Source organism: Streptomyces sp. CA-181903, assembly GCF_050937075.1.
Lineage (GTDB): Bacteria > Actinomycetota > Actinomycetes > Streptomycetales > Streptomycetaceae > Streptomyces.
The window spans coordinates 7,086,312-7,109,239 of the sequence record NZ_JBNJLY010000001.1 but is presented as its reverse complement, the minus strand read 5'-3'; the positions used below and the strand labels follow the sequence as shown (position 1 = coordinate 7,109,239).

The window sequence follows — 22,928 nt, the reverse complement described above, 5'->3', positions numbered from 1 at the left end:
GCCATTCCCACCCAACGACCGAGTGCGCCGTTCCCACCCAACGACGAGGACGCGACACCCCCACCGAACGACGAGGAGAGGCGTATGACCGGCGTCAACGACGACGCGCGGAACGGCCACGAAGCGCGGGACGGCCACGAGGCACGGAACGGCCACGAAGTGCGGGACAGCCGCGAAGTACCGCTCAGGCGCACGGAGTTGCTCCGCGTGGAGGGGGTGACCAAGGCGTTCCCCGGTGTGAAGGCGCTGGACGGTGTGGACCTGCGGCTCCTCGCCGGCGAGGTGCACGTCCTGCTCGGGGAGAACGGGGCCGGCAAGAGCACGCTGATCAAGATGCTCGCCGGTGCCCACCGCCCCGACGCCGGCCGCGTCCTCGTCGACGGCCGCGAGGTGGCGATCCGTTCGGCGCAGGAGGCCGAGCGGCTCGGGATCGCCACCATCCACCAGGAGTTCAACCTGGTCCCCGGCCTGACCGTCGCCGAGAACGTCTTCCTGGGCCGGCAGCCGCGCACCCGCCTCGGCCTGGTGGACCGGCGGACGATGAACGAGCGTGCCGCCCGCCTCCTCGACCGGGTGCGGCTGCGCGTCCCGCCGACCGCGCCCGTCGCCGGGCTGGGCATCGCCGCGCTCCAGATGGTGGAGATCGCCAAGGCGCTCAGCCTGGACGCCCGGGTGCTGATCATGGACGAGCCGACCGCGGTGCTCACCTCCGAGGAGGTGGCGACCCTCTTCGGCATCGTCCGCGAACTGCGCGACAGCGGCGTCGGCGTCGTGTTCATCACCCACCACCTGGAGGAGATCGCGGCCCTCGGCGACCGGGTGACCGTCCTCCGGGACGGCCGGAGCGTCGCGGAGGTGCCGGCGTCCACGCCGGAGGACGAGCTGATCCGGCTGATGGTCGGCCGGGACATCACCGAGCAGTACCCGCGCCGCCGCACCCCGCCCGGCGCGCCCCTGCTGCGCGTCCGCGGGCTCACCCGGCGGGGCGCGGACGGCGCGCCGGGCTTCGAGGACGTGGACGTCGAGGTGCGCGCCGGGGAGGTCGTCGGCCTGGCCGGGCTGGTGGGCGCGGGCCGCACGGAGGTGGCGCGGGCGGTGTTCGGCGTCGACCGGTACACGGCGGGGTCGGTGGAGGTGGACGGCCGGGTGCTGCGCCCGGGCGACGTGCGGGCCGCTATGCGGGCGGGCGTCGGCCTCGTCCCCGAGGACCGCAAGGCGCAGGGCCTGCTGCTGGACGCGCCGCTGCACGACAACCTGACGCTGGCCCGGCTGGACCGGGACACCCGGGCCGGGTTCGTGGACCGGCGGGCGCAGCGCCGGGAGGCGGCGGACATGGCCGGCCGGCTGAAGGTGCGGATGAGCGGGCTGGAGCAGTCGGCGCGGACGCTGTCCGGCGGCAACCAGCAGAAGATCGTCATCGGCAAGTGGCTGCTGGCCGGGGTGCGGCTGCTGATCCTGGACGAGCCGACGCGCGGCGTCGACGTCGGCGCGAAGGTGGAGATCTACCGGCTCGTCAACGAGCTGACGGCGGCGGGCTGCGGGGTGCTGATGATCTCCAGTGACCTGCCCGAGGTGCTCGGGATGAGCGACCGGGTGCTGGTGATGGCGCGGGGCCGGGTGGCCGGCGAGGTGCCGGGCGGCGACCAGGGGCCGGCGGCGCAGGACGCGGTGATGGAGCTGGCCGTCCGGCACGCGGACGGCGGGGGAACGGGCACGGCATCCGGCTCGGAGACCGGCCCGGGAACCGGCGTGGGAACAGGGAACGAGAGCGCGATGGAGGGCTCCGATGTCGGCTGAGGCGGTACGGGCGCCGGGGGCGGCCCCGGCGGAGTGGTTCACCAGGGCGGTGCTGCGCAACGGCCCGTTGGGCGGGCTGGTCGCCCTGGTGGCGGTGATGGCGGTGCTGTCCCGGGACTTCCTGCACGGGCGGAACCTGCTCAACGTGGGCGTGCAGGCGTCGGTGACGGCGATCCTCGCCTTCGGCGTGACGTTCGTGATCGTGTCGGCGGGCATCGACCTGTCGGTCGGCTCGGTGGCGGCGCTGTCCGCGACGGTGACCGCCTGGGCGGCCACCTCGAAGGGGCTCCCCGTGCCGGTGGCGCTGCTGCTGGGCCTGGCCGTCGGCGTCGCGGCGGGTCTGGTGTCGGGCGCGCTGGTGGCGTACGGGCGGCTGCCGGCGTTCATCGCGACGCTGGCGATGCTGTCGGTCGCCCGCGGGCTGTCGCTGGTGATATCGGGCGGTTCGCCGATCGCCTTCCCGTCCGCGGTGAACCACCTCGGGGACACGCGCGCCGGTTGGCTTCCGGTCCCGGTGCTGGTCATGGCGGCGATGGGGCTGCTGGCGGCGCTGGTGCTGGCGCGGACGTACACGGGCCGGGCGATGTTCGCGATCGGCGGCAACGAGGAGGCGGCACGGCTGTCGGGCATCGGCGTCAAGCGCCGCAAGCTCGTCGTCTACGCGCTGTCCGGCCTGTTCGCGGCGGTCGCCGGGATCGTGCTGGCCGCCCGGCTGACATCCGCGCAGCCGCAGGCGGCGACGGGGTACGAGCTCGACGCCATCGCCGCCGTCGTGATCGGCGGCGCGAGCCTGTCGGGCGGCTCGGGCAAGGCGTCCGGGACGCTGATCGGCGCCCTGATCCTGGCGGTGCTGCGGAACGGCCTCAACCTGCTGAGTGTGTCCGCGTTCTGGCAGCAGGTGGCCACGGGCCTGGTCATCGCGGTGGCCGTGCTGCTGGACACGCTGCGCCGGCGGAGCGCACGGTGAGGCGGCGGGGGCGGGGAGCGGCGGCCGTCCTGCTGCTGACGGCACTGGGCCTGGGCACCACCGGCTGCGACCGGGGCGGGAACACCGATCTCGGCCTGGCGCTGTCGACCCTGAACAATCCGTTCTTCGTCGGCATCAAGAAGGGTGCCCAGGCGGAGGCGAAGGCCCGCGGACTGAAGATCAACATCACGGACGCGCAGAACGACCCGACCCAGCAGATCAACCAGATCGAGACGTTCACCAGCCAGAACGTCAAGGCCGCCATCATCAACCCGGTGGACTCCGACGCCGCCGTGCCCGCCGTGGGCGTCGCCAACCGGGCCGACGTCCCGGTGGTCTCCATCGACCGCGGGGTGAACGGCGGCCGGCTGGCCACCACGATCGCCTCCGACAACGTCGAGGGCGGCCGGCAGGCGGCGCGGTCGCTGGCCGCGGCGCTGGGCGGCCGGGGCCGGGTCGTCGTCCTGGAGGGGCAGCCCGGCACCTCCGCCGCCCGCGAGCGCGGGAAGGGGTTCGAGGAGGGCATCCGGGCGTTCCCGGGCATCGAGGTCGTCGCCCGGCAACCCGCCGACTTCGACCGCGCGAAGGGCATGGACGTCATGACCAACCTCCTCCAGGCGCACCGGGGAGTGACCGGCGTCTTCGCCGCCAACGACGAGATGGCGCTCGGCGCGGCCAAGGCGCTGGGCTCGGCGGCGGGCGGGAAGGTGAAGGTCGTCGGGTTCGACGGCACGCCCGACGGGATCGCGGCCGTGCGCGACGGCGTCCTGACGGCGACCGTCGCCCAGCAGCCCGAGCTGCTGGGCCGGCAGGCGGTGGACCGGGCGCTGCGCGCGGCGCGGGGCGAGCGGCTGCCGGGCACGATGAAGGTGCCGGTGGTGCCGGTGACGCGGAAGAACGCGGCGGAGTTCGGCGGCTGAGGCCGCGCGCGGTGGGAAGGGGCAGTCATGCCACGGGCCGGCCGCCCCGCGAGGAAACGCGTGATCATGGAGGCGTCCGGCACCCGCCCCGGGCGTGCCGGCACAAGAGAACACGAAGGATCGGAAACCGGAGACGTGATGAGGAACGACAGCGACGCCAACGGCCACGGCGACGGTGACGACCGGGCGTACGACGTCCTGGTGATCGGTTCGGCCAACGCCGACCTGACGGTCCGGGTGGACCGCCGTCCGGGCCCCGGCGAGACCGTGCTCGGCACGGACCTGGTGGAGTCGGCCGGCGGCAAGGGCGCCAACCAGGCCGCGGCGGCCGCCCGTCTCGGCGCCCGGACGGCCCTGCTGGCGGCGATCGGCGACGACGCGTACGGCGAACTGCTGCTGGACGCCCAGCGGGCGGCCGGCGCCGACACCGCGCACGTGCGCGTCCTCCCGGAGACCAGGACGGGCACGGCGATGATCGTCGTCGGCCCGGACGGCGACAACACCATCATCGTCTCCCCCGGCGCCAACTCCCGGCTCTCGCCGGCCGACGTGGCGGTGGCCCGGCCGCTCGTCGCCGCCGCGTCGGTGGTCTCGCTCCAGTGGGAGATCCCGGCGGAGACCGTCCGGGCCGCCGCCGCCCTGGCGGTCCGCACCGGGACGCGGGTCGTCCTCAACCCCTCCCCCGTGCCGCCGGAGCTCGACCGCGACCTGCTCGCGGCGGCCGATCCGCTGGTCGTCAACGAGCATGAGGCCCGGCACCTTTCCGGGGTTCCGGACCAGGACGACCCGGCCGGATGGGCCCGGGCCCTGCGCGACCGGGGCGCCCGTTCCGTCGTCGTCACCCTGGGCGGCGCCGGCGCCCTGGCGCTGGACGCCGATGCCGCCGACCCGGTGACCGTCCCGGGCGTCCCCGTCCGCCCGGTGGACACGACGGGCGCCGGCGACGCCTTCACCGGCGCCCTGGCCGCCCGGCTGGCCGCCGGCGCGCCGCTGGTGGACGCGGTCCGGTTCGCGGTACGGGTCGGCGCGGCGGCGGTGACGAAGCCGGGGGCGCAGCCGTCGTACCCGACGGTGGACGAACTGCCGCCGGCGGGTGAGGAGAGGTAGGGGCGGGGCCCCGGGGCCCGTGGCCGAGGACGGGACGCGGGCGCGCGTCACCGGATGAGGACGCCGCCGCCCACCCCTTCCGCCCGCCGGGCGGCGTCCTCGATGTGCGCCGGCCTGGCGGAGAGTCGGCCCCTGAGTTCGTCGACCGTCCTCGGGGGCCGGAGACCGGCGAGGACCTCCTCCGGGTTCTCCCGCAGGACGGCGCACTCACGCCTGAACGCCCGCACCTGGCCGGCGTCGACCCGCAGGTCTTGCTCGGCCGGGACCGGAAGGAACCGGGCGCCCAGCGAACGGACCGCCTCCGAACCCCATACCGTGGTGCGCCACTGTTCGAACCCGGCCAGGGCTCCTGAATGAACGTCGGTTGCCCTCACGGAAAGTGGGCGCGGGGGCCGCCGGGGCCGGCCGGCCTGTCCGCGCGCGGCGCGCCCACCGAGAGGCCGGACGAGGTCGCCAGCCTGCCTGACGGCCAGTCAAATGTGCCCCGGGGCAAGCCAGGTTTCGTGGCACAGTGCCGACTCCCTCGCGCGGAGGCCATCGGCCCTCCGGACTACCTCACCGCTCCCCAACTGTCAGACAAGCCAATCATCTTCCCTCGATCGCGTGGATCACCGTGGCCTCTCTCGCGGAGGTGCGTTCAACCAGTAGGTGTACGCGATCGATCGAGGCAGCAGAGGTGAAGGGTGTCCCCTGGCACGGCGGAAAGCGTCCTGCGGGAGTTGGAACCATCTGTCGAGCGGCTGCTGAATCAGCATCTGGCGGTTGCACGTGACTGGTTGCCCCACCAGTACGTGCCGTGGAGTGCGGCGAGGGACTTCGACGGGCCGCTGGAAGGCTCGGGCTGGGATCCGGGGCAGTCGGCGCTGCCGCACGCGGTCCAGGACGCCCTGGTCATCAATCTGCTGACCGAGGACAACCTGCCCAGCTACCACTTCGAGATCGCCTCACGGCTCGGCCGTGACGGTGCCTGGGGCACGTGGGTCCACCGGTGGACGGCGGAAGAGGACAGACACTCGTCCGTCCTGCGCGCCTACCTCCACGCCCGGCGGGGTGTTGACCCGGTCGCCCTCGAAGACCTGCGGATGCGGCACGTGGGCAACGGATACCGCAACGACCTGCCGACTCCGCTGCACCTCCTGGCCTACGTCACGGTGCAGGAACTGGCGACCCGGCAGGCGCACCGCAACACCGGCGCGGCGTGCGGGGACCCCGTCGGTGAGGCGCTCATGGCCAGGATCTCGGCCGACGAGAACCTGCACATGCTCTTCTACCGGGGCCTGTACGAGGACGCGATCCGGGCGTTCCCCGACGACGCCCTCGTCGCCCTCGCCGACGTGATCCGCGACTTCCGGATGCCCGGCACCGAGATCCCCGGCTTCCGGGCGCGCGCCGCGCGCGTGGCCGCGGCGGGCATCTTCAACCTGGACGTCCATCTCGAGTACGTGCTCCAGCCGCTGGTGCGGGCGCTCGGGGTGATGACCGTGACCGGGCTGGGGCCGGCCGGGCGGAAGGCGCAGGAGGACATCGGCCGACAGCTGGAACAGCTCCAGGCGCAGGCATCCCGCGCGCGTGACATCTACGTCCGCCTCAACGCATGCAGGGCGTCCGGCCCGGCAACGGAAGAACAGGAGATCCCGGCATGACACAGTCACCGGACCAGGCGGAGCGGTCGGACCAGGCGGAGCGGTCGGAGCGGTCGGAGCTCCCCGAGAACCTGCTGGCCCTGCTGACCGACCACCTGGGCGTGCACGCGCATCCCGAGGACCTCTCCGCCGGGATGACGTTCGAAAGCCTCGGCATGGATTCGCTGTCACTGATGGAACTCGTGGTCGCCGCGGAGGAGAAGTTCGCCGTCGTGCTGCCCGAGGACGCACTGGACCTCGCTCCCTCCTCGACCCTCGCCGAAGCGGCTCGCGCCTTCCGGAACGCGCGTGCGGTCTGAGGTAGCCGTCACCGGCCTCGGCCTGGTGACCCCCGCGGGGCACACGGCGTCGGCGAACTGGGAGGCCCTGTGCCGGGGCCGTTCGCTCGCCGCGACCGACCCCGAACTGGCGGGCCTTCCCGTCGACTTCTCCTGTCGGGTCCGCGACCTGGACGTCGACGGGGAGCTCGGCCGGCCCCGTGCCCGCCGAACGGACCGTTTCATCCAGTTCGCCCTGATCGCCGCGCGCCGGGCCGTCGCCGACGCCGGGCTCGATCCGTCGTCCTGGCGGGGAGAGCGGATCGGAGTGATCCTCGGCGTCGGGTCGAACAGCCTGAGTTCCTATGTCGAGGAGTTCTGCCGTCTCGGCGCCGGAAAGCCGGAGCGTGTCTCGCCGCTCGCCCTGCCGCGCAGCGTGCCCAACATGGCCGCGAGCGAGGTCGCGATCGATCTCGGTGTCCGCGGCCCCAACTTCACCACCTCCAGTGCCTGCGCCTCAGGCGCGACCGCCATCGGGGTCGCACGCGACCTGCTGCGCTCGGGGACCTGCGATATCGTCCTCGCGGGCGGCAGCGAGTCGGCCCGCTCCCGCATGGCGACGACGTGCTTCACCCGGATGCGGGCCCTCTCCCGGCGGCGCGAGCAGCCGGCTCTCGCCTGTCGTCCGTTCGACGCCGAACGGGACGGAATGGTCCTGGGCGAGGGCGCCGCCGTTCTCGTCCTGGAGCGGCCCGCCACCGCGCGCGCCCGCCGGGCACGGGTCCTCGCCCTGCTGCGCGGCTACGGCGCCGGATCCGACGCGTACCATCCCGTGGCCCCCCACCCCGGAGGGGAAGGGGCGGCCCGGGCCATTTCCGCCGCCTTGGCGGACGCGGGGTGCGGCCCCCGGGACATCGGGCTGGTCAACGCGCACGGCACCGCCACCGTCCTCAGTGACGCCTCCGAGGCGGCGGCCCTGACGCGTGTCTTCGGAGCCGACGCACCACCGGTGACCGCGTCCAAAGGCGTCATCGGCCACACCCTCGGGGCGGCCGGGGCGGTCCAGGCGGCCTACACGGTCCTCGCGCTGCGGCACGGAGCCGTCCCGCCGGTGGCGAACTTCGCGCACCAGGAGGGGGACCACAAGCTCGACATCGTGGCCGGGCACCCTCGCGCGACGGCCGCGGAGGCCGGAATCAGCTGCTCCTTCGGATTCGGCGGCCAGAACGCGGTCCTGCTCTTCACGGCTCCCTGAGCGGATCCGACGACGGTACGGGTCCCACGACGGTACGGATCCGACGACGGTACGGCCCAGCGGGCGGGAGGGATACACGGGTGGAAGCGGTACGGCGGCGGGCGTGGCTCGTGGTGGTGTGCGCCGTGCTCGCCGCGGTGTGCGCCTGGGCACTGGCCCCGGTCGCGCTTTCGGCGCTGGGCACAGGCGGCGCGGTCGCCACGGGAACCGAGGCCGGGCGAGCCGGGCGGCAGGCCGAGCGGCTGGGCGTGCCCTCGCCCGATCTGCTGCTCACCGTGGACCGGCCCGGCGAGGGAGGCGGGACGGGGACGGTCGGGGAAGACGCCGGGGCCGTGGTGAAGACCCTCTCCCGGCATCCGGCCGTACGGGCGGTGTGGTCCGCCCGGACGACCGGCGACACCTGGCTGCGGTCGAAGGACGGCCGGTCCCTGCTCATCGGCGTGCGGCTGAGAGGGACGGACAAGGAACGCAAGACCGCGGCCCCCGGCGTCGTGGCCGCCGCACGGTCCGCCGCTTCGGGGGCCCGCGTGGAGCCGAGCGGCGAGGTCTGGACCAACCGGGAGATCGACGAGACGATCGAACACGACCTGCGCCGCGCCGAGTTGATCGCGGCGCCGGTGCTCTTCCTCCTCCTGGTCCTCGCCTATGGATCGGTCGTCGCCGCCTTGCTGCCGGTCCTCGTGGCCGTGACGGCCGTCGGCTGCACGCTTCCGGTCCTCGGTGTGCTGGCCCAATGGACCGATGTGTCACGGGTCGCGGTGAGCGCCGCCTCCGCCGTCGGGCTCGGCATGGCCGTCGACTACAGCCTCTTCCTGCTGGCCCGGGTACGCGAGGAGATGGCACGGGGCATGGACCGGGAAACGGCGCTGACCGCCGCTCTCCGCTCCAGCGGCCGTTCGGTCGCCTTCTCCGCGGCCGCCGTCACCACCTGTCTGGCCACCGCCATGGTGGTTCCCGTTCCCCTGCTGCGCGGACTCTCCCTGGCGGGCATGGTCGTCACCGTGCTGTCCGCGCTCGTCGCCCTGTTGGTGCTGCCGTCTTGCCTTCGGCTGCTCGGCCCGCGCGTCGAGGCGTGGGATCCGCTGGCACGGTGGCGGCGTACGGACACCGGGGACGACAGCCGCTTCTGGCGGAGGACGACACGGGCGGTCACCGCGCGGCCTCTCCTCGCCGGCGGCCTCGCGGTCCTCGCCCTGGTCCTGATGGCGGTCCCGTTCACCCACGCCAGGCTGGGCCTCGTGGACGAACGCACCCTGCCCCCGTCCGCGTCGGCGGCCTCCGCCGCCGCCCGCGTGGGCCACGAGTTCGCCGTCCCGCCCGAGCGCGTCCTGTCCGTGGTGGTGACCGGCCCCCGGACGCGGGACGCCGCGCCGGCCTACGCCGCACGCCTCAACGGTCTTCCGGGCGTGGCGGGCGTACGCGTGGAACGCACCGTCCGGTCCGCCGCGGCAGGAAGGGAGGAGGCCGCCGTGCTGTTGGTCGCCTCCGCCGCGCCACCCGGCACCTCCGAGGCGGAGACGCTGGTGCGGAGGGTGCGGGAGGAACCCGCGCCGGGAGCCGTGGCGGTCGGCGGACGGGCCGCGGAGATCGCGGACAGCTCGACCGCGGTGCGCGGCGCCCTGCCGACGTGCGGGCTGCTCCTGGCGGTGGGACTCATGGTGCTCCTCGGGCTGTTCACCCGCTCCCCCGTCGCCCCCCTCAAGGCCGTGGCCGTGGCGGCCGTCAGCCTCGGGGCCGGTCTGGGGGCGATGGTCCTCCTCTTCCAGGACGGCCACGGCCGTGCCGTGCTCGGCGATTTCACCGCACCGGGCGCGCTGGACGCCTCCACGTTGCTGTTCGTCCTCTTCATCACGCTCGCCCTGTCGGTGGACTACGAGGTCTTCCTGCTCGGCCGCATCCGCGAGGAGTACGAACGCAGCCACGACAACCGCGGCTCGATCGTCGACGGCATCGCGCGCACCGGCCGGCTGATGACCTCGGCAGCCGCGGCCGTCGCGGTCTCGACCGCCGCCATGGGCATGTCCGATGTCGCCCTCCTCAAGCTCATCGGCATCGGTATCGCCCTCGGTGCCCTCGTGGACGCCGTACTGGTACGCGGTGTCCTGGTCCCCGCCGTCATGGCGGCCCTGGGACCGGCCAACTGGTGGACACCACACGGCAGTCGGATCACACGGCGGACGGCCGTACGCGGGATGACCGCACACGCGAAGGAAGGAGAAGGCTGAGTCAATGAGTCGGTTCACGGAGGGCTTCGCCTGGGGGCCGGACGAACCCTTGCCCCGGGTGACCGCGATCGAGACGGCCGTACCACCCCATCGGTACCGCCAGGAGGACATCATGGCCGCCCTGGCGCGCACCACACTGATGGAATCCCAGACGGGGATCCTGATGCTGCGCAAGATCCAGGCCAACGCCGGGGTGGCCACACGGCACTTCGCCCTCCCGCTGGAGCGGCTCATCGAGCTCGACGACTTCACCGAGAACAACCGCTTGTGGCACGACGCCGCCCTGGAGCTCGGGGAACGCGCGCTCACCGGGGCCCTGCGGGCGGCGGGAGTGGCGCCGGGCGAGGTCGACGCGGTGATCAGCACCACCGTGACGGGCCTCGCCGTGCCTTCGCTGGAGGCCCGCCTGGCCCACCGGGTGGGCCTGCGGCCGGACGTCACACGCATCCCCCTGTTCGGGTACGGCTGCGCGGGAGGGGCCGCCGGACTCGCCCGGCTGAACGACTACCTCCGGGCCCACCCGGACCATGTGGCCGTCCTCCTGGCGGTGGAACTGTGCTCGCTGGCGTATCAGATGCAGGACACCTCGATGGCGAACATCGTCGCCGGCAGCCTCTTCGGGGACGGCGCGGCCGCGGTCGTGGCCGTCGGCGGACACCGGGGCGCCGAAGCCGCGGCGGCGGGCCCCCAGCTCGTGGATTCCCGCAGCCGGCTGGTCCCCGACAGCGAGGAAGTGCTCGGCTGGGACATCGGATCCCACGGCTTCAGGATCCTGCTCGCCCCCGAGGTGCCCACGCTCACCGAGGAGCATCTGCCCAAGGCCGTCCATGACTTCCTCGGCGCCTACGATCTGCTGCCGGGCCAGGTCGGGAGCTGGATCGTCCACGGTGGCGGCCCCAAGGTCCTCACCGCCGTGGAGAGGTCCTTCGACCTGCCGCCCGCGGCTCTGGAGCCCACGCGCCGGTCCCTCTCGGAACGGGGCAACCTCTCCTCCGTCTCCGTCCTGGACGTCCTGCACACGACGATGCGGACACCTCCACGGCCCGGTACGCCGGGGCTCGTCGCGGCCATGGGTCCGGGGTTCGCCATCGAACTCGCCCTGGTCCGCTGGTGAACCGCGACCGCCCCGCCCCCTCCCGACGCAAGGAATCGAAAGAATCGAAAGGAATGGCATCGTGACGGTCCTGGGCTCGGGCCAGCTCCCCGCCGGGTTGCTGGCGCTCATCGCCTTGATCGCTGTGGAGCGCGGCCTCGAACTCCTCGTGGCGCAGCGGCACGCGCGCTGGGCCGCCGCCAACGGCGGGGTGGAGTACGGCCGCCGGCACTATCCGGCCATGGTCGCCCTCCACGCCGGCCTGCTCGTCGGCATCCTGGTCGAGGTCGGGGCGGCCCACCGGCAGTTCGTACCGGCGGTCGGCTGGCCGGCCCTGGCCGCCACCTCCCTGGTCCAGGTGGCCCGGTGGTGGTGCGTGCGGTCGCTCGGCCCACGCTGGAACACGCGCGTGATCGTCGTCCCGGGCATGCCCCTGGAGACCCGCGGCCCCTACCGCTGGCTCCGGCACCCGAACTACGTCATCGTCGTGACCGAGGGCCTGGCCCTGCCCCTGGTCTACAACGCCTGGCTGACCGCTCTCCTCTTCACCACCGCCAACGCGGTGCTGCTGGCCGTACGGCTGCAGGTGGAGAACAGGGCGCTGGGGCTCGCTTCCTAGGGCACGTATTCGGTCGCGATCAAGGGCTGCTGAGGCCCAAGGTGTGTCCGACGGGTCGAGGTTCCGGGCCTGCCCGGCAGGCCCGGCGGACATGACGGGGTGGGTGCGCGGGTCGGCACGGCGGCGCGTAAGGTCGGCGCGGACCCGCCGCGGCCAGGCGCGGGTCGAGGGGAAGGCCGTGGGCCGGGTGAGGTCCGCGCCGGTCCGGCCGGAGTCACGGAATCGTGGACCGCGGCGTGGAGGAGAATCACGTGTGCCCGTCCGGAGGAGCATCGATACCCGGCTCGGCGGTGGGAGCGAGCGCGCCCGTCGGCCCGGATCCCGCCCTCGACCCTGACCGCTGCACGATCGCCGGTCTGCAACAGGACATGGCAGAGGGCGCGTTGACCTCCGAGCGCCTCACCCTCGCCCTCCTCGAACGGATCGAGCGGCTGAACCCGCTGCTGGGCGCGGTGACGACCGTCAATCCCGATGCCGTGGCCCTCTCGCGCCGGAGTGACGCGCTCCGCCGCGCCGGCGGGGCGCGCGGGCCGCTGGAGGGGATCCCGGTCCTCCTCAAGGACAGCGTCGGCACCGCGGACCGGCAGCCGACCACCGCCGGTGCGGCGGCCCTGTCGGGGGCGCGGCCCGCCGAGGACGCGTTCCTGGTGCGGCGGTTGCGGGCGGCGGGGGCCGTGGTGCTGGGGAAGGCGAACATGACGGAGTGGGCCGACTTCCGGTCCGAGCACTCCGTGGCGGGCTGGAGCGCGACCGGGGGCCAGACGCGCAACCCGTACGTGCTCGACCGCAGCCCCTCGGGGTCGTCCAGCGGTTCGGCGGTGGCCGTGGCGGCCGGGCTGGCCGTGGCGGCGATCGGCACCGAGACCGACGGTTCGATCGTCCTGCCGGCGAGCGTCACCTCCACGGTCGGGTTCAAGCCCACGCGCGGGCTGGTGAGCCGGGGCGGCATCGTGCCGCTCTCCTCCCGCCAGGACACCGCCGGGCCCCTCGCCCGTACGGTCGCCGACGCGGCGCTGGTGTTGTGGGCGATCCACGGCCCCGACCCCGCCGACCCGGTCACCGCCCGCGCCGCCGGCGCCCTGCCCGCCGGCCCCGGCGCGGTGCTCGACCGCGGCGCGCTGCGCGGCCGGCGCGTCGGCGTACGGCGCCCGGAGGGCCTCGACCCGTGGACGGAGCGGGTGTTCGACGACGCCGTCGAGCGGATCCGCGGCCTGGGCGCCGTCATCGTGGAGGGCCTGGACCTGCCGGACACGGACGAGGAGGCGGAACGGCACCTGGAACCCGCCCTGTTGACGGAGTTCAAGCACGACGTCGGCGCCTGGCTCGCCGCCACACCCGGGTCGCACCCGAAGGACCTGGCCGGCGTCATCGCGTACAACGTCCGGCACGCCGCGACGGAGTTGGCCCTTTTCGGCCAGGACGTCCTCGAACGGGCGGAGCGGACCGGCGGCGATCTCCGCGATCCGGTCTACCGGCGGCACCGGGCCGACGCGGTCCGGCTGGCGCGGCGGGCGCTCGACGGCACGCTGGTCCGGCACCGGCTGGACGTGCTCGTCACCCCCACCGCCGGCCCGGCGCCGCTCCTGGCCGGGACGACGGGGGACGGCCCGTTCGCCGCCGTCACCCGGGACGCCGCGGTGGCCGGGAACCCGCACGTCACCGTGCCGGCCGGGTACGGGCGCGGGGTGCTGCCGCTGGGCGTCTCGTTCGTCGGGGCGCGGGGCGAGGACGCGCTGGTGCTCGGCTGCGCGTACGCCTTCGAGCAGGCGGGCCCGTCCCGTACGCCGCCGGGCTGCCTCCCGACGCTGCCCTGACCGCGTGCCGCGGGCCGGCGCGCGAGCCCCGGCCCACCCCCGTGCGACCGGCCCGCGCCTCACTCCTCGATGGCCCCGCCCACCGTCCGCAAGTGGTCGCGGAAGGTCAGCCCGGGGTTCTCCCGCCGTCGGGCGAGGTACGTGTCGAAGCGGACCTGTTCGCGCAACGAGACGCCGGAGCGCATCCGTTCGGACTGGTCGCGCTCGGTGTCGCGGATCGTGGCGGCGAGGGTGAGGAGTTCGTCGACGCGGGCGGCGGGGACGAAGAGGACGCCGTCGTCGTCGCCGAGGACGAGGTCCGTCCGGTCCACCGTCCACTCCCCCACGACGGCGGAGCGCAGTGCCTCCGGGGCCGGGGGTCGAGGCGGCGGGGTCCGGGCGGGGTGGCGCCCAGGCTGAAGACGGGCAGGCCGATGGCCCGCAGGTCCGCCGTGTCGCGGTGCAGGCCCCAGACCACCACGCCGCTCAGCCCGGCCTGCCGGGCCTCCAGGACGGCGAGGTCGCCGACGCACGCCTCGTCGAGCCGCCCGTCGTTGTCGACGACGAGCACGTCGCCGGGGGCCGCCGCGCCGTACGCCTCCAGGAAGACGTCCACGCTGCCGACGTGCCGCGCCGGGCACGCCCGGCCGGCCAGGCGGCTGCCGGGGGCGAGGGGGCGGACGTCCGGCGGCGCGGCGCGCACCGGGAGTGCGGCGCGTACGCAGGCGTCGGCGACGTGCGCGGTGGTCAGCGCGGAGAAGCGCCGGGTGAGTTCATCGTGGTCCATGGTGATCCTCCCGTGCCGAAGGGCCCACGCTGCCACGTCCGTCGGCCTCGCCGGGAGGTGTCTCCCGGTACTGGGATACGGTCCCGGGGATGAGAGACGATCAGGAGGCACGGCTACGGCTGGCGCACCGGCTGGCGGCGCTCCGGGCGGAGCGCGACTGGCCGCTGGACGAGCTCGCGCGCCGGTCGGGTGTCAGCCGTTCGACGCTGTCGCGGCTGGAACGGGCCGAGATCAGTCCGACCGCCGTCCAACTGGCGCGGGTGTGCGCGGCGTTCGGGCGGACGGCGGCCCAGGTGCTCGCCGAGGTGGAGGACGGTCCGCCGCGGCCGGTGCGGGCGGGACGGCAGACGGTGCGGCGCGACGACGAGGCCGGTGCGGTACGGCGGTCGGTCTCGCCGCCGGGGCCCGGGCTGCGCGGCGAGATCGCCGAGAACATCCTGCGGCCGGGGGCGGAGGTGGTGTGCGAGGCGCCGCGGGCGCCCGGGGTGGAGCAGCACGTGTGGGTCCTGGAGGGGTGGTGGAGGTGGCGGCGGCCGGTGGCGCGCACGTCCTGCGGGCGGGCGACTGCCTGCGTTTCCGGCTCTGGGGCCGGTCGCGTTTCCGCTGCCCGGGGCCGGAGCCGGCGCGGTACGCCGTGTTCACCGTCCTGCCGTGAGCCGCCGGTCCCGCCGCCGGCGAACACGGCGTCCGATCCCCGCCGGACAACGCCGCCCGCCCGGACCAGGCTTGCGTCCGTGACCACGATCGACCCCACGCACACGCGCATCGAACCGAACATCCTCTACTTCGGCACCCCGGTGGTGCTGCTCTCGACCGAGAACGAGGACGGCACGCCCAACCTCGCCCCCATGTCGTCGGTGTTCTGGCTCGGCTGGCGGGCCGTGCTCGGGCTGTCCGCCCGGGCGCAGACCAGCCTGAACCTGACACGCACCCGGGAGTGCGTCCTCAACCTGCCGTCCGACGCCCTCGCCGCCCACGTGGACCGGCTCGCGCTCACCACCGGGCGGAACCCGGTGCCGCCGCGCAAGGCGGAGCGCGGATACCGGTACGTCCCGGACAAGTTCGGCAGGGCCGGGCTCACCCCCGTACCGTCCGAGACGGTGGCCGCGCCGCGGGTGGCGGAGTGTCCGGTCGCCATGGAGGCGGTGCTGGAGGCGGTGCATCCGATCGGCGAGGACGACGAGCGGCAGCGCGGCTCGATCGTGGCGTTCGAGGTGCGGGTGCGGCGGGTGTTCGTCCACGACGGGATCCGGCTGCCGGGCACGGACGACCACGTGGACCCCGACGCCTGGCGCCCGCTGGTGATGAGCTTCCAGCAGCTGTACGGGCTGGGGCCGCGGGTGCACGGCTCGCGGCTGGCGAGCATTCCGGAGCGGTGGTACCGGAGCCCCGACGTCGACCGGGCGCGGGAGACGCCGGTCGGCTGAGGCTCCGGCAGCGGGTCAGGCCGCCTCCGGCCAGTCCCAGCCGAGCTGGAGGAACATGCCCAGCCGGTCGCTGACGGCGCGGATCTCGGTGATCCGGCCGTCCGCCACCGTGAACACCCAGATCTGCTCCACCTCGAAGGTCCGTCCGGTCGGGCGGGGCATGCGGGGGTGCTCGCCGGTGTGCCGGCCGCTGACGGTGAGCCGGGCCACGACTGTGCCGCCCTCGGCGACGAGCCCGTCCGTCCGGACGGCGAACTCCCCGAACGCGGCGAGCTGCCGCCGGATCCCCTCGAAGGCCGCGCCCGGCTCGTCCGGCTCCCCCGCGATGATCTTGTTGTGGTCGATGACGTCATGGGCCAGGTAGCGCCCCCCGACGGCCCGGGCTCGACCGCGGTCCTCGCCGCCCTGGACCCCGACCGGTACCCGCTGACCGGCGAGGCCGCCCGGACGGGTGCGGGCACCGACGACGCGGAGCGGTTCGCCTGCGCCGTGGAGGCGCTGATCGCGGGGTTCGGCGCCCGGGCCGGGGTCTGACCACCGGGCGGGGCGTCAGGCGGCCGCGGCGTCCGGGCGGTAGGGGCTGTGCATGGCGAGGAAGCGGACCTCCAGGTCGGAGGCCAGGTAGTCCATGCGGCGCTCCTGGAAGTCCCGGATGTGCGGCAGCGCCAGGTGGGCGTCGAGGTCGGCGCGGGAGCGCCACGCCTCGTAGAAGACGAAGACGCCCGGCTCGTCGCGGTCCTCGTGGAAGTGGTACTCCAGGCATCCCGGTTCCCGCCGGGTGGGTTCGACGAAGGACAGCAGCAACTCCTTGAGCTCCGCGGCCCGTTCGGGCTTGGGGCGGGCGATGCCGACGAGCGTGAACGGCTGGGACATGGGCTTGTCTCCTCGGGTGACGGGAACGGTAGGTACGACTGATCTCGTACCTATGGCCTGGCACGCTAGACGACACGTTAGGTACGATGCAAGCCATACCTACGGGACCCGGCCGGGAGGGAGACACACGGTGCCCGACGACGAAGGCCACCCTGCCGTCGAGGAGATCGAACTCGGCGCGGTGCTCGCCGCGCTCGCCGACCCGCTGCGCCGCCGGGTGGTGCGCGAGCTGGCGCGGGCGCCCGAGGGGACGGCGCGGACGTGCAGTTCGTTCGCGCTGCCGGTCTCGAAGGCGACCGTCACCCACCACTTCCGCGCGCTGCGCGAAGCGGGTCTGGTCCGGCAGGTGGACCGGGGCAACAGCAGGATGGCCCGGCTGCGCCGGGCCGACATCGAGCGGCGGTTCCCCGGGCTGCTGGACATCGTGGCGGCGGAGGCCGCGGAGTAGCGGGGCCGGGACTCCGGCCTCCCGGGCGCCCCGGTGAACGGCCCCGGGCCGGAGTCAGCCGGCGGCGGCCTCCAGGCGCCACCACTGGGCGGGGCTGTCGCGGTCCTCCCACTGCCGTACGCGCGCCCCCTCGTCGGTGGCCGCGTCGGCGACCTCCAGCAGGAGGCCGCTGATGTGGGCGACGAGGACGACGGTCCCCGGCTCCTCGACCAGTTCCTCCAGCAGCCACTCCTGGGCGCCGTAGCCGTTGGCCTTCCACTGCTGGACGGCGGCGCCGTTCTCGACCGACGCGTTGGCCACGTCCAGCCGCTTGCCGCTGCCGGCGTTCACCACGTGGTGCAGGCCGCTGCCCTCGTGCACGGGCGAGACGCGCCAGAGTTCGGCGGGCGTGCCGTCACCGGCGCCCTGTACGACGGGGGCGCCGCCGCCCGCCCTCCCGCCGGCGACGCGCAGCAGCAGGCCGCTGTGGACGTTGCGGATGCGGTACGTGCCTTCCATGCCTGCCTGCCCCCGTGCGCGCCGGTGAGGACGCCGCTGAAGATGCCGATGAAGCCGCCCGGTGAAAGCCATGATCGTAACGCGCGTGGCGTGGGCTGCCCCCTCCGCGCCGGAATAGGGGATGATCAGGGTATGTCTGTTTCTCTTGAGGTTTGCCGCGAGCGCACCGACGCCACCGGACCCGCCGGCCACTGGGCGGACGAGCGCACCACGGCGGTCGTCCTGGCGCGCGAGGACGGCGAGGTCATCGGTTCGGTCGTCGTCCTCGACCTGGGGGCCGACGACCCGGCCCTCCGCTTCGCCGCCGTGCCCGAAGGGGCCTTCGAGGCGCTCGTCCCCATGCTGCGCGAGGCGGCCGCGCTGGTCGGCGCGGCGGGCGGCACCGCGCTGCGCTGGATCGCCGAGTCCGACGAGATGCCGCCCTCCGTCTCGGAGGAGCTCGGCGCCACCGAGGACGGCGACGTCTACCGCTGGTGGCGGCTGGAGCTGTCCGCCGCCCGCACCGAGGCCGGCGCGGCCGGGCCGGTGGAGGAGCGGCCGGCGGGCGAGGACGCGGTCTTCCGGCTCGGCCTGGAGGACGCGCTGTTCGACGTGGAGATCGAGGACGACACCGCGATCCTGGTCCACGACCGGGAGGAGGAGCACGTCCCCGACGAGCTGACGGCCCTGGTCGCGGCGGTGGTGCGCCGGCTGCGCGAGGCGCACCCGGCCGTCGGCGCGGCCGAGGCGTACGCGGCGCCCGACGACGACATCCTCGGCGCGGCGCTGACCGCCGTCGGCTTCGTCCCGACGGACCGGCGGGCCGTCGAGTACCTGCTGCCGCTGGGCGGCTGACGCCAGGAGCGGGTACGGGGAGGGGGCGCGGGACGGCCGGTGCCGTTCCGCGCCCCCTCCGGCGTTCGCGGCGTCCGCCGGCAGGCGGTCGACGGGGTCTCGAAGGCGCCCCTCTCCCGCCCCTTCGCCGATTCCCGGGGCAACCTGACCCCCTGGGACCGCGCTCCGCGCGCTTGCCCTCGAACGCCGGGCAGGCCGGTTCCGGCCTGACTCCGCGAGAAACGGGGAAAGGTCGGGACAGGGGCCAACGTCCCACTTCACCCTGATATGGTGGAGCTGTCTGGTGTAAGTCGCGTCAATTCGAAGCTGGACCACGGCAGTTCACGGCAGCCCACCACACGCGACAGCGGGAGAAGCATGATCCTCATCGTGCCGCCCGGCGCCGACCCCACCCTGCGGCTCGCCGAAGTCCCCGACGGCGCCACGGTCGTCGACGTCGGACGCCGCTTCGTCGCGGAGTTGACCCGCCAGGCGGCGCGCGGCGCGCTGCGCACCCGGTCGCGGTCGCCCGGTGACCGGCTCATGGCGACGGCCGGCACCCGCGCCCTGGGCGACGCCTCCCGGCCCAGGCTGCACCGGCTGCGCGGGCTCGGCGCGGTGCTGGGCGCGCTCCACGAGCCGGGGCACGGCGTGCGGCTTTGCCTCGACGACCTCGAACCGGCCGACGGCAGCCTGGAGTCCGCCGCCGACGTCCTGCGCGTCGCGGCGGCCCCGGCCCCGTACGACGGCGCCCTGGCGGGGGCGTGCGCGGACGTGCCGCGCGGGACCGTCGTACGGCTGGTCGTCGAACGCGAGCAGCAGGTGCCCGCCGCCGTGACCCTCGCCCGGGCGCTACTCCCCCGCGCGCGGCGGCTGGAGCTCACGGGCCGCTGGGCGACCGCCCACGCCCCGGCGCTCGGGCATCTGCCGCCGTTCGCCGGCGCCCGGTTGACGCCCGCGCCCCGGGGGATGGCCTGGGAGCTCGCGGACCCGTTCGGTCCGGCTCCCGACGACGGCCTGCGCTGGCGCGAGCGCGCGGCCGACCCGGTGCCGCCCGGCCTCTGGGCGGGCCGGGTGGGGCTGCGGGAGTTGGTGGGCGGGGTGGTGCCGGGCGCGACCGGAACAGCCGGCCGCCCCGGTCGTGCCCGGCCTCCCCGGCTCGCCGTCATCGGCGTCTGCGCCGCCGCCGACCGCGCGGTGGGCCGCGGCGGCACCGAGCTGTCCTGGGACCGGCTGGCCTCCGCCGTCGGCGCGGCCCGCGACCGGGGCGCGACCGTCGTCGCCGAACTCTGGCTGGGCGCGCCCGGAATCCCGCCCGGGGCGGCGGAGGAGGCGCTGGTCCGGCTGGAGGACATCGTGGACCGGGTGATCGGACTCCGCCGTTTCGACTGGCCGGCCGACTGGTCCGATCCGTTCTGGGCCTCGACGCCGGTGACGCCGGGGGACGCCGGTCCCGACCTGGCCCGGCGGCGTCCCGTGCTCGATCCGGTCCTCCCGTCCGCCGAGGAACTGACCGCCCTCGCCGCGACGCTCGGCCGTCCGCTGGCCCGGGCCGGCCGGCTCGCCCCCGGCCGCGTCGCCGGCGCCTACCTCCCGCCCCCGGGGCCGCACCCGGACTCCGTACGCGGCCTGGACCCCGACGTCGTCGTCGGCCGGCGCAGCGCCCGCGCCGACCGCGCCCTGGCCGTCAACCTCCGGACGGGCACCTGCTCGTACGTCTCCTTGCGGGTCGCCGACGCCATCGACCGCTACCGCGACGGCTACACCCTGCGTGAGGCGCTCCGCCCGCTGTCGCCGCGCGCGGTCCACGCCCTGCGGGAGGGCGGGGTGCTGGGTCAAATTCCTTGAGGCGGGGGGCCGTCGGCGGCCCACAGCGGACGGTCCCGGAACGCCGGCGGGGCGGCCCGGAGGTCTCCCTCCCGGCCGCCCCGTCGGACGCGGACCGGAGCGCGTCGCCGCGCCGGTTCCTCAACGCGCCGTGCGCGCGGAGCGCGTCAGCCCTTCAGCGCGCTGCGCTTCTGCCACTGCTCCCACGTCTCCTGCCAGACCTCCAGGCCGTTGCCCACGTCGGTCTTCTCGGTGTTGGTGGTGCCCTTGACCTCCACGGTGGAGCCGATGGGCAGGAAGTCGTAGGTCCGCTTGGCGTCCTCGGTGGTCATGCCGAAGCAGCCGTGGCTGTTGTTGACCACGCCGATCTGGTTGTTCCAGGGCGCCGAGTGCAGGAAGGTGCCGGAGGCGGTCATGTGGGTGACCCACTTGGCGTCCAGCATCCACTGGTTGCCGTAGCCGATGGTGGACGAGTCCATGGTCTCGTCCGCGTTCTTGCTGCGGACCGTGTGGATGCCGCCGCGGGTCGGGGCCTCCGGGGAGCCCGCGGAGCCCTTGACGCTGCCGACCGGCTTGCCGTTCTCGTACATGGTCAGCGTGTGGCCGGGGACGTCGATGACGGCCTTGTGGTCGGCCCCTATGGTGAAGCCGTAGGCGTAGTCGCGGGCGAACCAGCCGCCCTCACCGCTGTCGATGCCGGCGAGCGCGCCCTTGACGTTGACCTTGGTGCCGCTGGGCCAGTACGTCTTGGGCCGCCAGTCGAGGCGGTCCTGGCCGGAGTAGTCGGTCACCCAACCCCAGGCGCCCTCCACCTGCGGGGTGGAGGTGACCTTGAAGTTCTTCTCGATCTCGGCCCGCTTGTCCTTGTCCACCTTGTGGTCGAAGAGGATCGAGACCGGCATGCCCGTGCCGACGGTCTGCCCGTTCTGCGGGGTATTGGTCAGCTTGTTGACCTTCGGCGCCTGCTGGGTGCTGAAGGTCGCGGTCGCGTCGGACTTCTTGCCCTTGGCCGACTCCGCCACGGTCTTCACCGTGTAGGTGGTCTGCGGCTTGACCTTGCCGGCCGACTGCCAGGTGACGCCGTCACCGGACAGCTTCCCCTCGACGTTCTCCCCCTTGTCGTCCTTCACCTCCACCGAGGTCAGCTTGCCGCCGTCGGCCTTGACCGAGATCGGCGAGCCGAGCTTGACCTCCTTGGTGCCGGCCGCCGGGCTCACGGTCACCTTGGCCGCGGGACCCGCGTCGTCCGAGGAGCCACCGCCGGACCCCCCGGAACAGGCGGACAGCGCCAACGAGCCCATGAGGGCGGATATCAGCAGGACGGGGCGACGGCCCTTCCCGACGTGCACGTGAAAACCTCCAAGACAGCGGGACCGCGGCGGGCCCGGCTCCGCTGCCGGTCCGAGAAAGCCAAAAAGTACGACAACCCCCCGCCTCACCTGTACAGATGAGCTGGGCGCCGCAGCGGTTCCTGGGAAAAACGATATTTGTGCGGGAATCGTGCGGACGATCCCGGTCCGTATGTGTGCGGACGATCCGGATCCGCGTACGCGGGGGCGAACCGGCGGTCCACCTGCGCGCGGACGAACGGGCGGTCCGCGTACGCGCGGACGGCCCCGGCCCGCGCGCGTACGGGCGGCCGCGGCCGCCCCGCGCCGCCTCCGGTTCCCGCCCCCGGAAACGGCGGAGCGGCGGCACCGGCTCCGGGAGCCCGGAGGGTGCCACCGCCCGGAACGGCCTTACCGCCGCGGCAGTTTGGTGGCCGTGTCCAGGTAGAAGGCGTCGATGCTGCGCACCGCGCGGGTGAAGTCGTCGAGGTTGACGGGCTTGGTGACGTACGCGTTCGCGTACCGCCGGTAGGCGTCGGTCACGTCGTCCGGGGCGGCGGACGTGGTCAGGACGACGACCGGGATGGTGCGCAGCTCCTCGTCCCCCTTGAGGACGGCCAGCAGCTCCCGGCCGTTCATCCGCGGCATGTTCAGGTCGAGCACGATCAGGTCCGGCCGGGGCCGCTCGGGGTCGCGCAGGTGGTCCAGCGCGGCGATGCCGTCCTGGACCTGGGTGAGGTTGCGGGCGGCTCCGTGTTCGAGGAGCGCCTCCTTGATGAGCATCGCGTCCGCCGGATCGTCCTCCACCAGAAGGACGTCGTAGGGGCGCGCGGGGGCGGCCATCATCATCGGCTCCGCTCGGTGTGCTTCGGGGGTTGGTGGGTGGTGCCGTGCACGATGCCGGGCCAGCGGTTGCGGGCCCCCTGACGGCTCATCTCGCAGGCCCGCCCGATCTGGGGGTAGCCGGCCCCGGTGCGCGCGGCCTCCTCGGCCGCACGGTCCGTGAGGCGCTGCACCGCCCGTTGCAGGTGGACCAGCATGTGGAGGTAGGCCAGGGCCTCCGCCCGGGCACCGTCGGGGTCCGCGGGCCCGTCGGCGGCGGGCAGCAGACGGAACGACCGGTGGGCCAGGCGGTGGGCCAGGCCCGCGAGCGCTCCTTCCACCATCGCGGAGATCTCGCTTTCGGCGAGGCGCGGGGAGAAGTGGGTGCCGGGCATGGCGCTCACCCTAGGTCCTGCACCACCCTCCCGA

At 74.3% G+C, this 22,928-nt stretch carries 21 protein-coding genes and 3 pseudogenes; 15 read left to right on the top strand and 9 right to left on the bottom strand.

All coding sequences use genetic code 11. From position 1 onward, the window contains the following. Positions 1 to 84 precede the first annotated feature (84 nt). The 3 genes and pseudogenes from ACQEVS_RS31505 (at position 85) to ACQEVS_RS31495 (ending at position 4,791) form a co-directional block, all read left to right on the top strand. On the top strand, positions 85 to 1,797 hold the full coding sequence (locus tag ACQEVS_RS31505) for a sugar ABC transporter ATP-binding protein (protein ID WP_433026471.1): 1,713 nt from the start codon (positions 85 to 87) through the stop codon (positions 1,795 to 1,797). Next, positions 1,787 to 3,684: pseudogene (locus ACQEVS_RS31500) on the top strand (ABC transporter permease/substrate-binding protein). The gene ACQEVS_RS31505 and the pseudogene ACQEVS_RS31500 overlap by 11 nt, the downstream one beginning before the upstream one ends. A 138-nt stretch (positions 3,685 to 3,822) precedes the next feature. Further along, entirely contained in the window at positions 3,823 to 4,791 is a 969-nt protein-coding gene (locus ACQEVS_RS31495) for a ribokinase (RefSeq protein WP_433026468.1), read from the top strand. Between the two features lie 47 nt (positions 4,792 to 4,838). On the opposite strand, the gene ACQEVS_RS31490 is transcribed toward ACQEVS_RS31495, so the two are convergent. Continuing rightward, on the bottom strand, positions 4,839 to 5,165 hold the full coding sequence (locus ACQEVS_RS31490; RefSeq protein ID WP_433026466.1) for a hypothetical protein: 327 nt from the start codon (positions 5,163 to 5,165) through the stop codon (positions 4,839 to 4,841). Positions 5,166 to 5,531: 366 nt separating this feature from the next. Here ACQEVS_RS31490 and ACQEVS_RS31485 point away from each other — a divergent pair, with 366 nt between their 5' ends. The 7 genes from ACQEVS_RS31485 to ACQEVS_RS31455 all read left to right on the top strand — a co-directional run bounded on the left by ACQEVS_RS31485 (position 5,532) and on the right by ACQEVS_RS31455 (position 13,697). Continuing rightward, a complete protein-coding gene (locus ACQEVS_RS31485) occupies positions 5,532 to 6,434 on the top strand; it encodes an acyl-ACP desaturase (protein WP_433028105.1) in 903 nt (300 codons plus the stop codon). After that, positions 6,431 to 6,733, top strand: coding sequence for an acyl carrier protein (locus tag ACQEVS_RS31480; protein ID WP_433026463.1), 303 nt, complete (start codon positions 6,431 to 6,433; stop codon positions 6,731 to 6,733). Before ACQEVS_RS31485 ends, ACQEVS_RS31480 begins: the two co-directional genes overlap by 4 nt. Then, the gene (locus ACQEVS_RS31475) at positions 6,723 to 7,946 is read left to right on the top strand and encodes a beta-ketoacyl-[acyl-carrier-protein] synthase family protein (RefSeq protein WP_433026460.1); all 1,224 of its coding nucleotides are present in this window, start codon (positions 6,723 to 6,725) and stop codon (positions 7,944 to 7,946) included. The genes ACQEVS_RS31480 and ACQEVS_RS31475 overlap by 11 nt, the downstream gene beginning before the upstream one ends. A gap of 80 nt (positions 7,947 to 8,026) precedes the next feature. Beyond that, positions 8,027 to 10,171: an MMPL family transporter gene (locus tag ACQEVS_RS31470; RefSeq protein ID WP_433026457.1), complete on the top strand. Its 2,145-nt coding sequence runs from the start codon at positions 8,027 to 8,029 to the stop codon at positions 10,169 to 10,171. 49 nt (positions 10,172 to 10,220) lie between these two features. After that, positions 10,221 to 11,285 (top strand): type III polyketide synthase, encoded by a 1,065-nt coding sequence (locus ACQEVS_RS31465; RefSeq protein WP_433028102.1) that lies wholly within the window; start codon positions 10,221 to 10,223, stop codon positions 11,283 to 11,285. A gap of 70 nt (positions 11,286 to 11,355) precedes the next feature. Then, the gene (locus ACQEVS_RS31460) at positions 11,356 to 11,883 is read left to right on the top strand and encodes an isoprenylcysteine carboxyl methyltransferase family protein (protein WP_433028099.1); all 528 of its coding nucleotides are present in this window, start codon (positions 11,356 to 11,358) and stop codon (positions 11,881 to 11,883) included. A 236-nt stretch (positions 11,884 to 12,119) separates the two neighbouring features. Beyond that, positions 12,120 to 13,697 carry an amidase gene (locus ACQEVS_RS31455; RefSeq protein ID WP_433026454.1) on the top strand — a complete coding sequence of 526 codons (1,578 nt, stop codon included), beginning with the start codon at positions 12,120 to 12,122 and terminating at the stop codon, positions 13,695 to 13,697. A 59-nt stretch (positions 13,698 to 13,756) separates the two neighbouring features. On the opposite strand, the gene ACQEVS_RS31450 is transcribed toward ACQEVS_RS31455, so the two are convergent. Together ACQEVS_RS31450 and ACQEVS_RS31445 are read right to left on the bottom strand one after the other, a co-directional pair. Continuing rightward, positions 13,757 to 14,008 (bottom strand): hypothetical protein, encoded by a 252-nt coding sequence (locus ACQEVS_RS31450; protein WP_433028205.1) that lies wholly within the window; start codon positions 14,006 to 14,008, stop codon positions 13,757 to 13,759. Between the two features lie 113 nt (positions 14,009 to 14,121). Then, positions 14,122 to 14,463, bottom strand: a pseudogene (locus ACQEVS_RS31445) (RraA family protein); the annotation flags it as partial. A gap of 89 nt (positions 14,464 to 14,552) precedes the next feature. Here ACQEVS_RS31445 and ACQEVS_RS31440 point away from each other — a divergent pair. Further along, positions 14,553 to 15,118 (top strand): annotated as a pseudogene (locus ACQEVS_RS31440) (helix-turn-helix domain-containing protein). Positions 15,119 to 15,197: 79 nt separating this feature from the next. Continuing rightward, the gene (locus tag ACQEVS_RS31435; RefSeq protein ID WP_433026451.1) at positions 15,198 to 15,890 is read left to right on the top strand and encodes a flavin reductase family protein; all 693 of its coding nucleotides are present in this window, start codon (positions 15,198 to 15,200) and stop codon (positions 15,888 to 15,890) included. A 15-nt stretch (positions 15,891 to 15,905) separates the two neighbouring features. Here ACQEVS_RS31435 and ACQEVS_RS31430 read toward each other — a convergent pair whose 3' ends face one another. Both ACQEVS_RS31430 and ACQEVS_RS31425 read right to left on the bottom strand, forming a co-directional pair. Beyond that, positions 15,906 to 16,217, bottom strand: a complete 312-nt coding sequence (locus ACQEVS_RS31430; RefSeq protein ID WP_433028096.1) for an ester cyclase — start codon at positions 16,215 to 16,217, stop codon at positions 15,906 to 15,908. A 222-nt stretch (positions 16,218 to 16,439) separates the two neighbouring features. Next, positions 16,440 to 16,763: a putative quinol monooxygenase gene (locus ACQEVS_RS31425; protein ID WP_433026448.1), complete on the bottom strand. Its 324-nt coding sequence runs from the start codon at positions 16,761 to 16,763 to the stop codon at positions 16,440 to 16,442. Positions 16,764 to 16,893: 130 nt separating this feature from the next. Between ACQEVS_RS31425 and ACQEVS_RS31420 the strand changes: the two genes are divergently transcribed. Further along, positions 16,894 to 17,211 (top strand): ArsR/SmtB family transcription factor, encoded by a 318-nt coding sequence (locus ACQEVS_RS31420; protein ID WP_433026445.1) that lies wholly within the window; start codon positions 16,894 to 16,896, stop codon positions 17,209 to 17,211. A gap of 54 nt (positions 17,212 to 17,265) precedes the next feature. On the opposite strand, the gene ACQEVS_RS31415 is transcribed toward ACQEVS_RS31420, so the two are convergent. Next, on the bottom strand, positions 17,266 to 17,709 hold the full coding sequence (locus tag ACQEVS_RS31415; protein WP_433026442.1) for an RICIN domain-containing protein: 444 nt from the start codon (positions 17,707 to 17,709) through the stop codon (positions 17,266 to 17,268). A 132-nt stretch (positions 17,710 to 17,841) separates the two neighbouring features. Between ACQEVS_RS31415 and ACQEVS_RS31410 the strand changes: the two genes are divergently transcribed. Beyond that, positions 17,842 to 18,543: a hypothetical protein gene (locus ACQEVS_RS31410; RefSeq protein ID WP_433026439.1), complete on the top strand. Its 702-nt coding sequence runs from the start codon at positions 17,842 to 17,844 to the stop codon at positions 18,541 to 18,543. Positions 18,544 to 18,900: 357 nt separating this feature from the next. Continuing rightward, on the top strand, positions 18,901 to 20,370 hold the full coding sequence (locus ACQEVS_RS31405) for a hypothetical protein (protein WP_433026436.1): 1,470 nt from the start codon (positions 18,901 to 18,903) through the stop codon (positions 20,368 to 20,370). A gap of 146 nt (positions 20,371 to 20,516) precedes the next feature. Here ACQEVS_RS31405 and ACQEVS_RS31400 read toward each other — a convergent pair whose 3' ends face one another. From ACQEVS_RS31400 to ACQEVS_RS31390, 3 genes are all read right to left on the bottom strand, one after another. After that, positions 20,517 to 21,698 (bottom strand): Ig-like domain-containing protein, encoded by a 1,182-nt coding sequence (locus ACQEVS_RS31400; RefSeq protein WP_433026433.1) that lies wholly within the window; start codon positions 21,696 to 21,698, stop codon positions 20,517 to 20,519. Between the two features lie 390 nt (positions 21,699 to 22,088). Next, positions 22,089 to 22,523, bottom strand: coding sequence for a response regulator (locus tag ACQEVS_RS31395; protein ID WP_433028094.1), 435 nt, complete (start codon positions 22,521 to 22,523; stop codon positions 22,089 to 22,091). After that, the gene (locus ACQEVS_RS31390) at positions 22,523 to 22,894 is read right to left on the bottom strand and encodes a hypothetical protein (RefSeq protein ID WP_433026430.1); all 372 of its coding nucleotides are present in this window, start codon (positions 22,892 to 22,894) and stop codon (positions 22,523 to 22,525) included. The genes ACQEVS_RS31395 and ACQEVS_RS31390 overlap by 1 nt, the downstream gene beginning before the upstream one ends. Between the last annotated feature and the right edge of the window lie 34 nt (positions 22,895 to 22,928).

Excerpts from the sequence above, each read along its gene's own strand:
- ACQEVS_RS31505 (WP_433026471.1), top strand. The coding sequence starts at position 85 with ATGACCGGCGTCAACGACGACGCGCGGAACGGCCACGAAGCGCGGGAC.
- ACQEVS_RS31495 (WP_433026468.1), top strand. The coding sequence starts at position 3,823 with ATGAGGAACGACAGCGACGCCAACGGCCACGGCGACGGTGACGACCGG.
- ACQEVS_RS31480 (WP_433026463.1), top strand. The coding sequence starts at position 6,431 with ATGACACAGTCACCGGACCAGGCGGAGCGGTCGGACCAGGCGGAGCGG.
- ACQEVS_RS31425 (WP_433026448.1), bottom strand. The coding sequence starts at position 16,763 with ATGTCCCAGCCGTTCACGCTCGTCGGCATCGCCCGCCCCAAGCCCGAA.
- ACQEVS_RS31415 (WP_433026442.1), bottom strand. The coding sequence starts at position 17,709 with ATGGAAGGCACGTACCGCATCCGCAACGTCCACAGCGGCCTGCTGCTG.
- ACQEVS_RS31410 (WP_433026439.1), top strand. The coding sequence starts at position 17,842 with ATGTCTGTTTCTCTTGAGGTTTGCCGCGAGCGCACCGACGCCACCGGA.
- ACQEVS_RS31405 (WP_433026436.1), top strand. The coding sequence starts at position 18,901 with ATGATCCTCATCGTGCCGCCCGGCGCCGACCCCACCCTGCGGCTCGCC.
- ACQEVS_RS31395 (WP_433028094.1), bottom strand. The coding sequence starts at position 22,523 with ATGATGGCCGCCCCCGCGCGCCCCTACGACGTCCTTCTGGTGGAGGAC.
- ACQEVS_RS31390 (WP_433026430.1), bottom strand. The coding sequence starts at position 22,894 with ATGCCCGGCACCCACTTCTCCCCGCGCCTCGCCGAAAGCGAGATCTCC.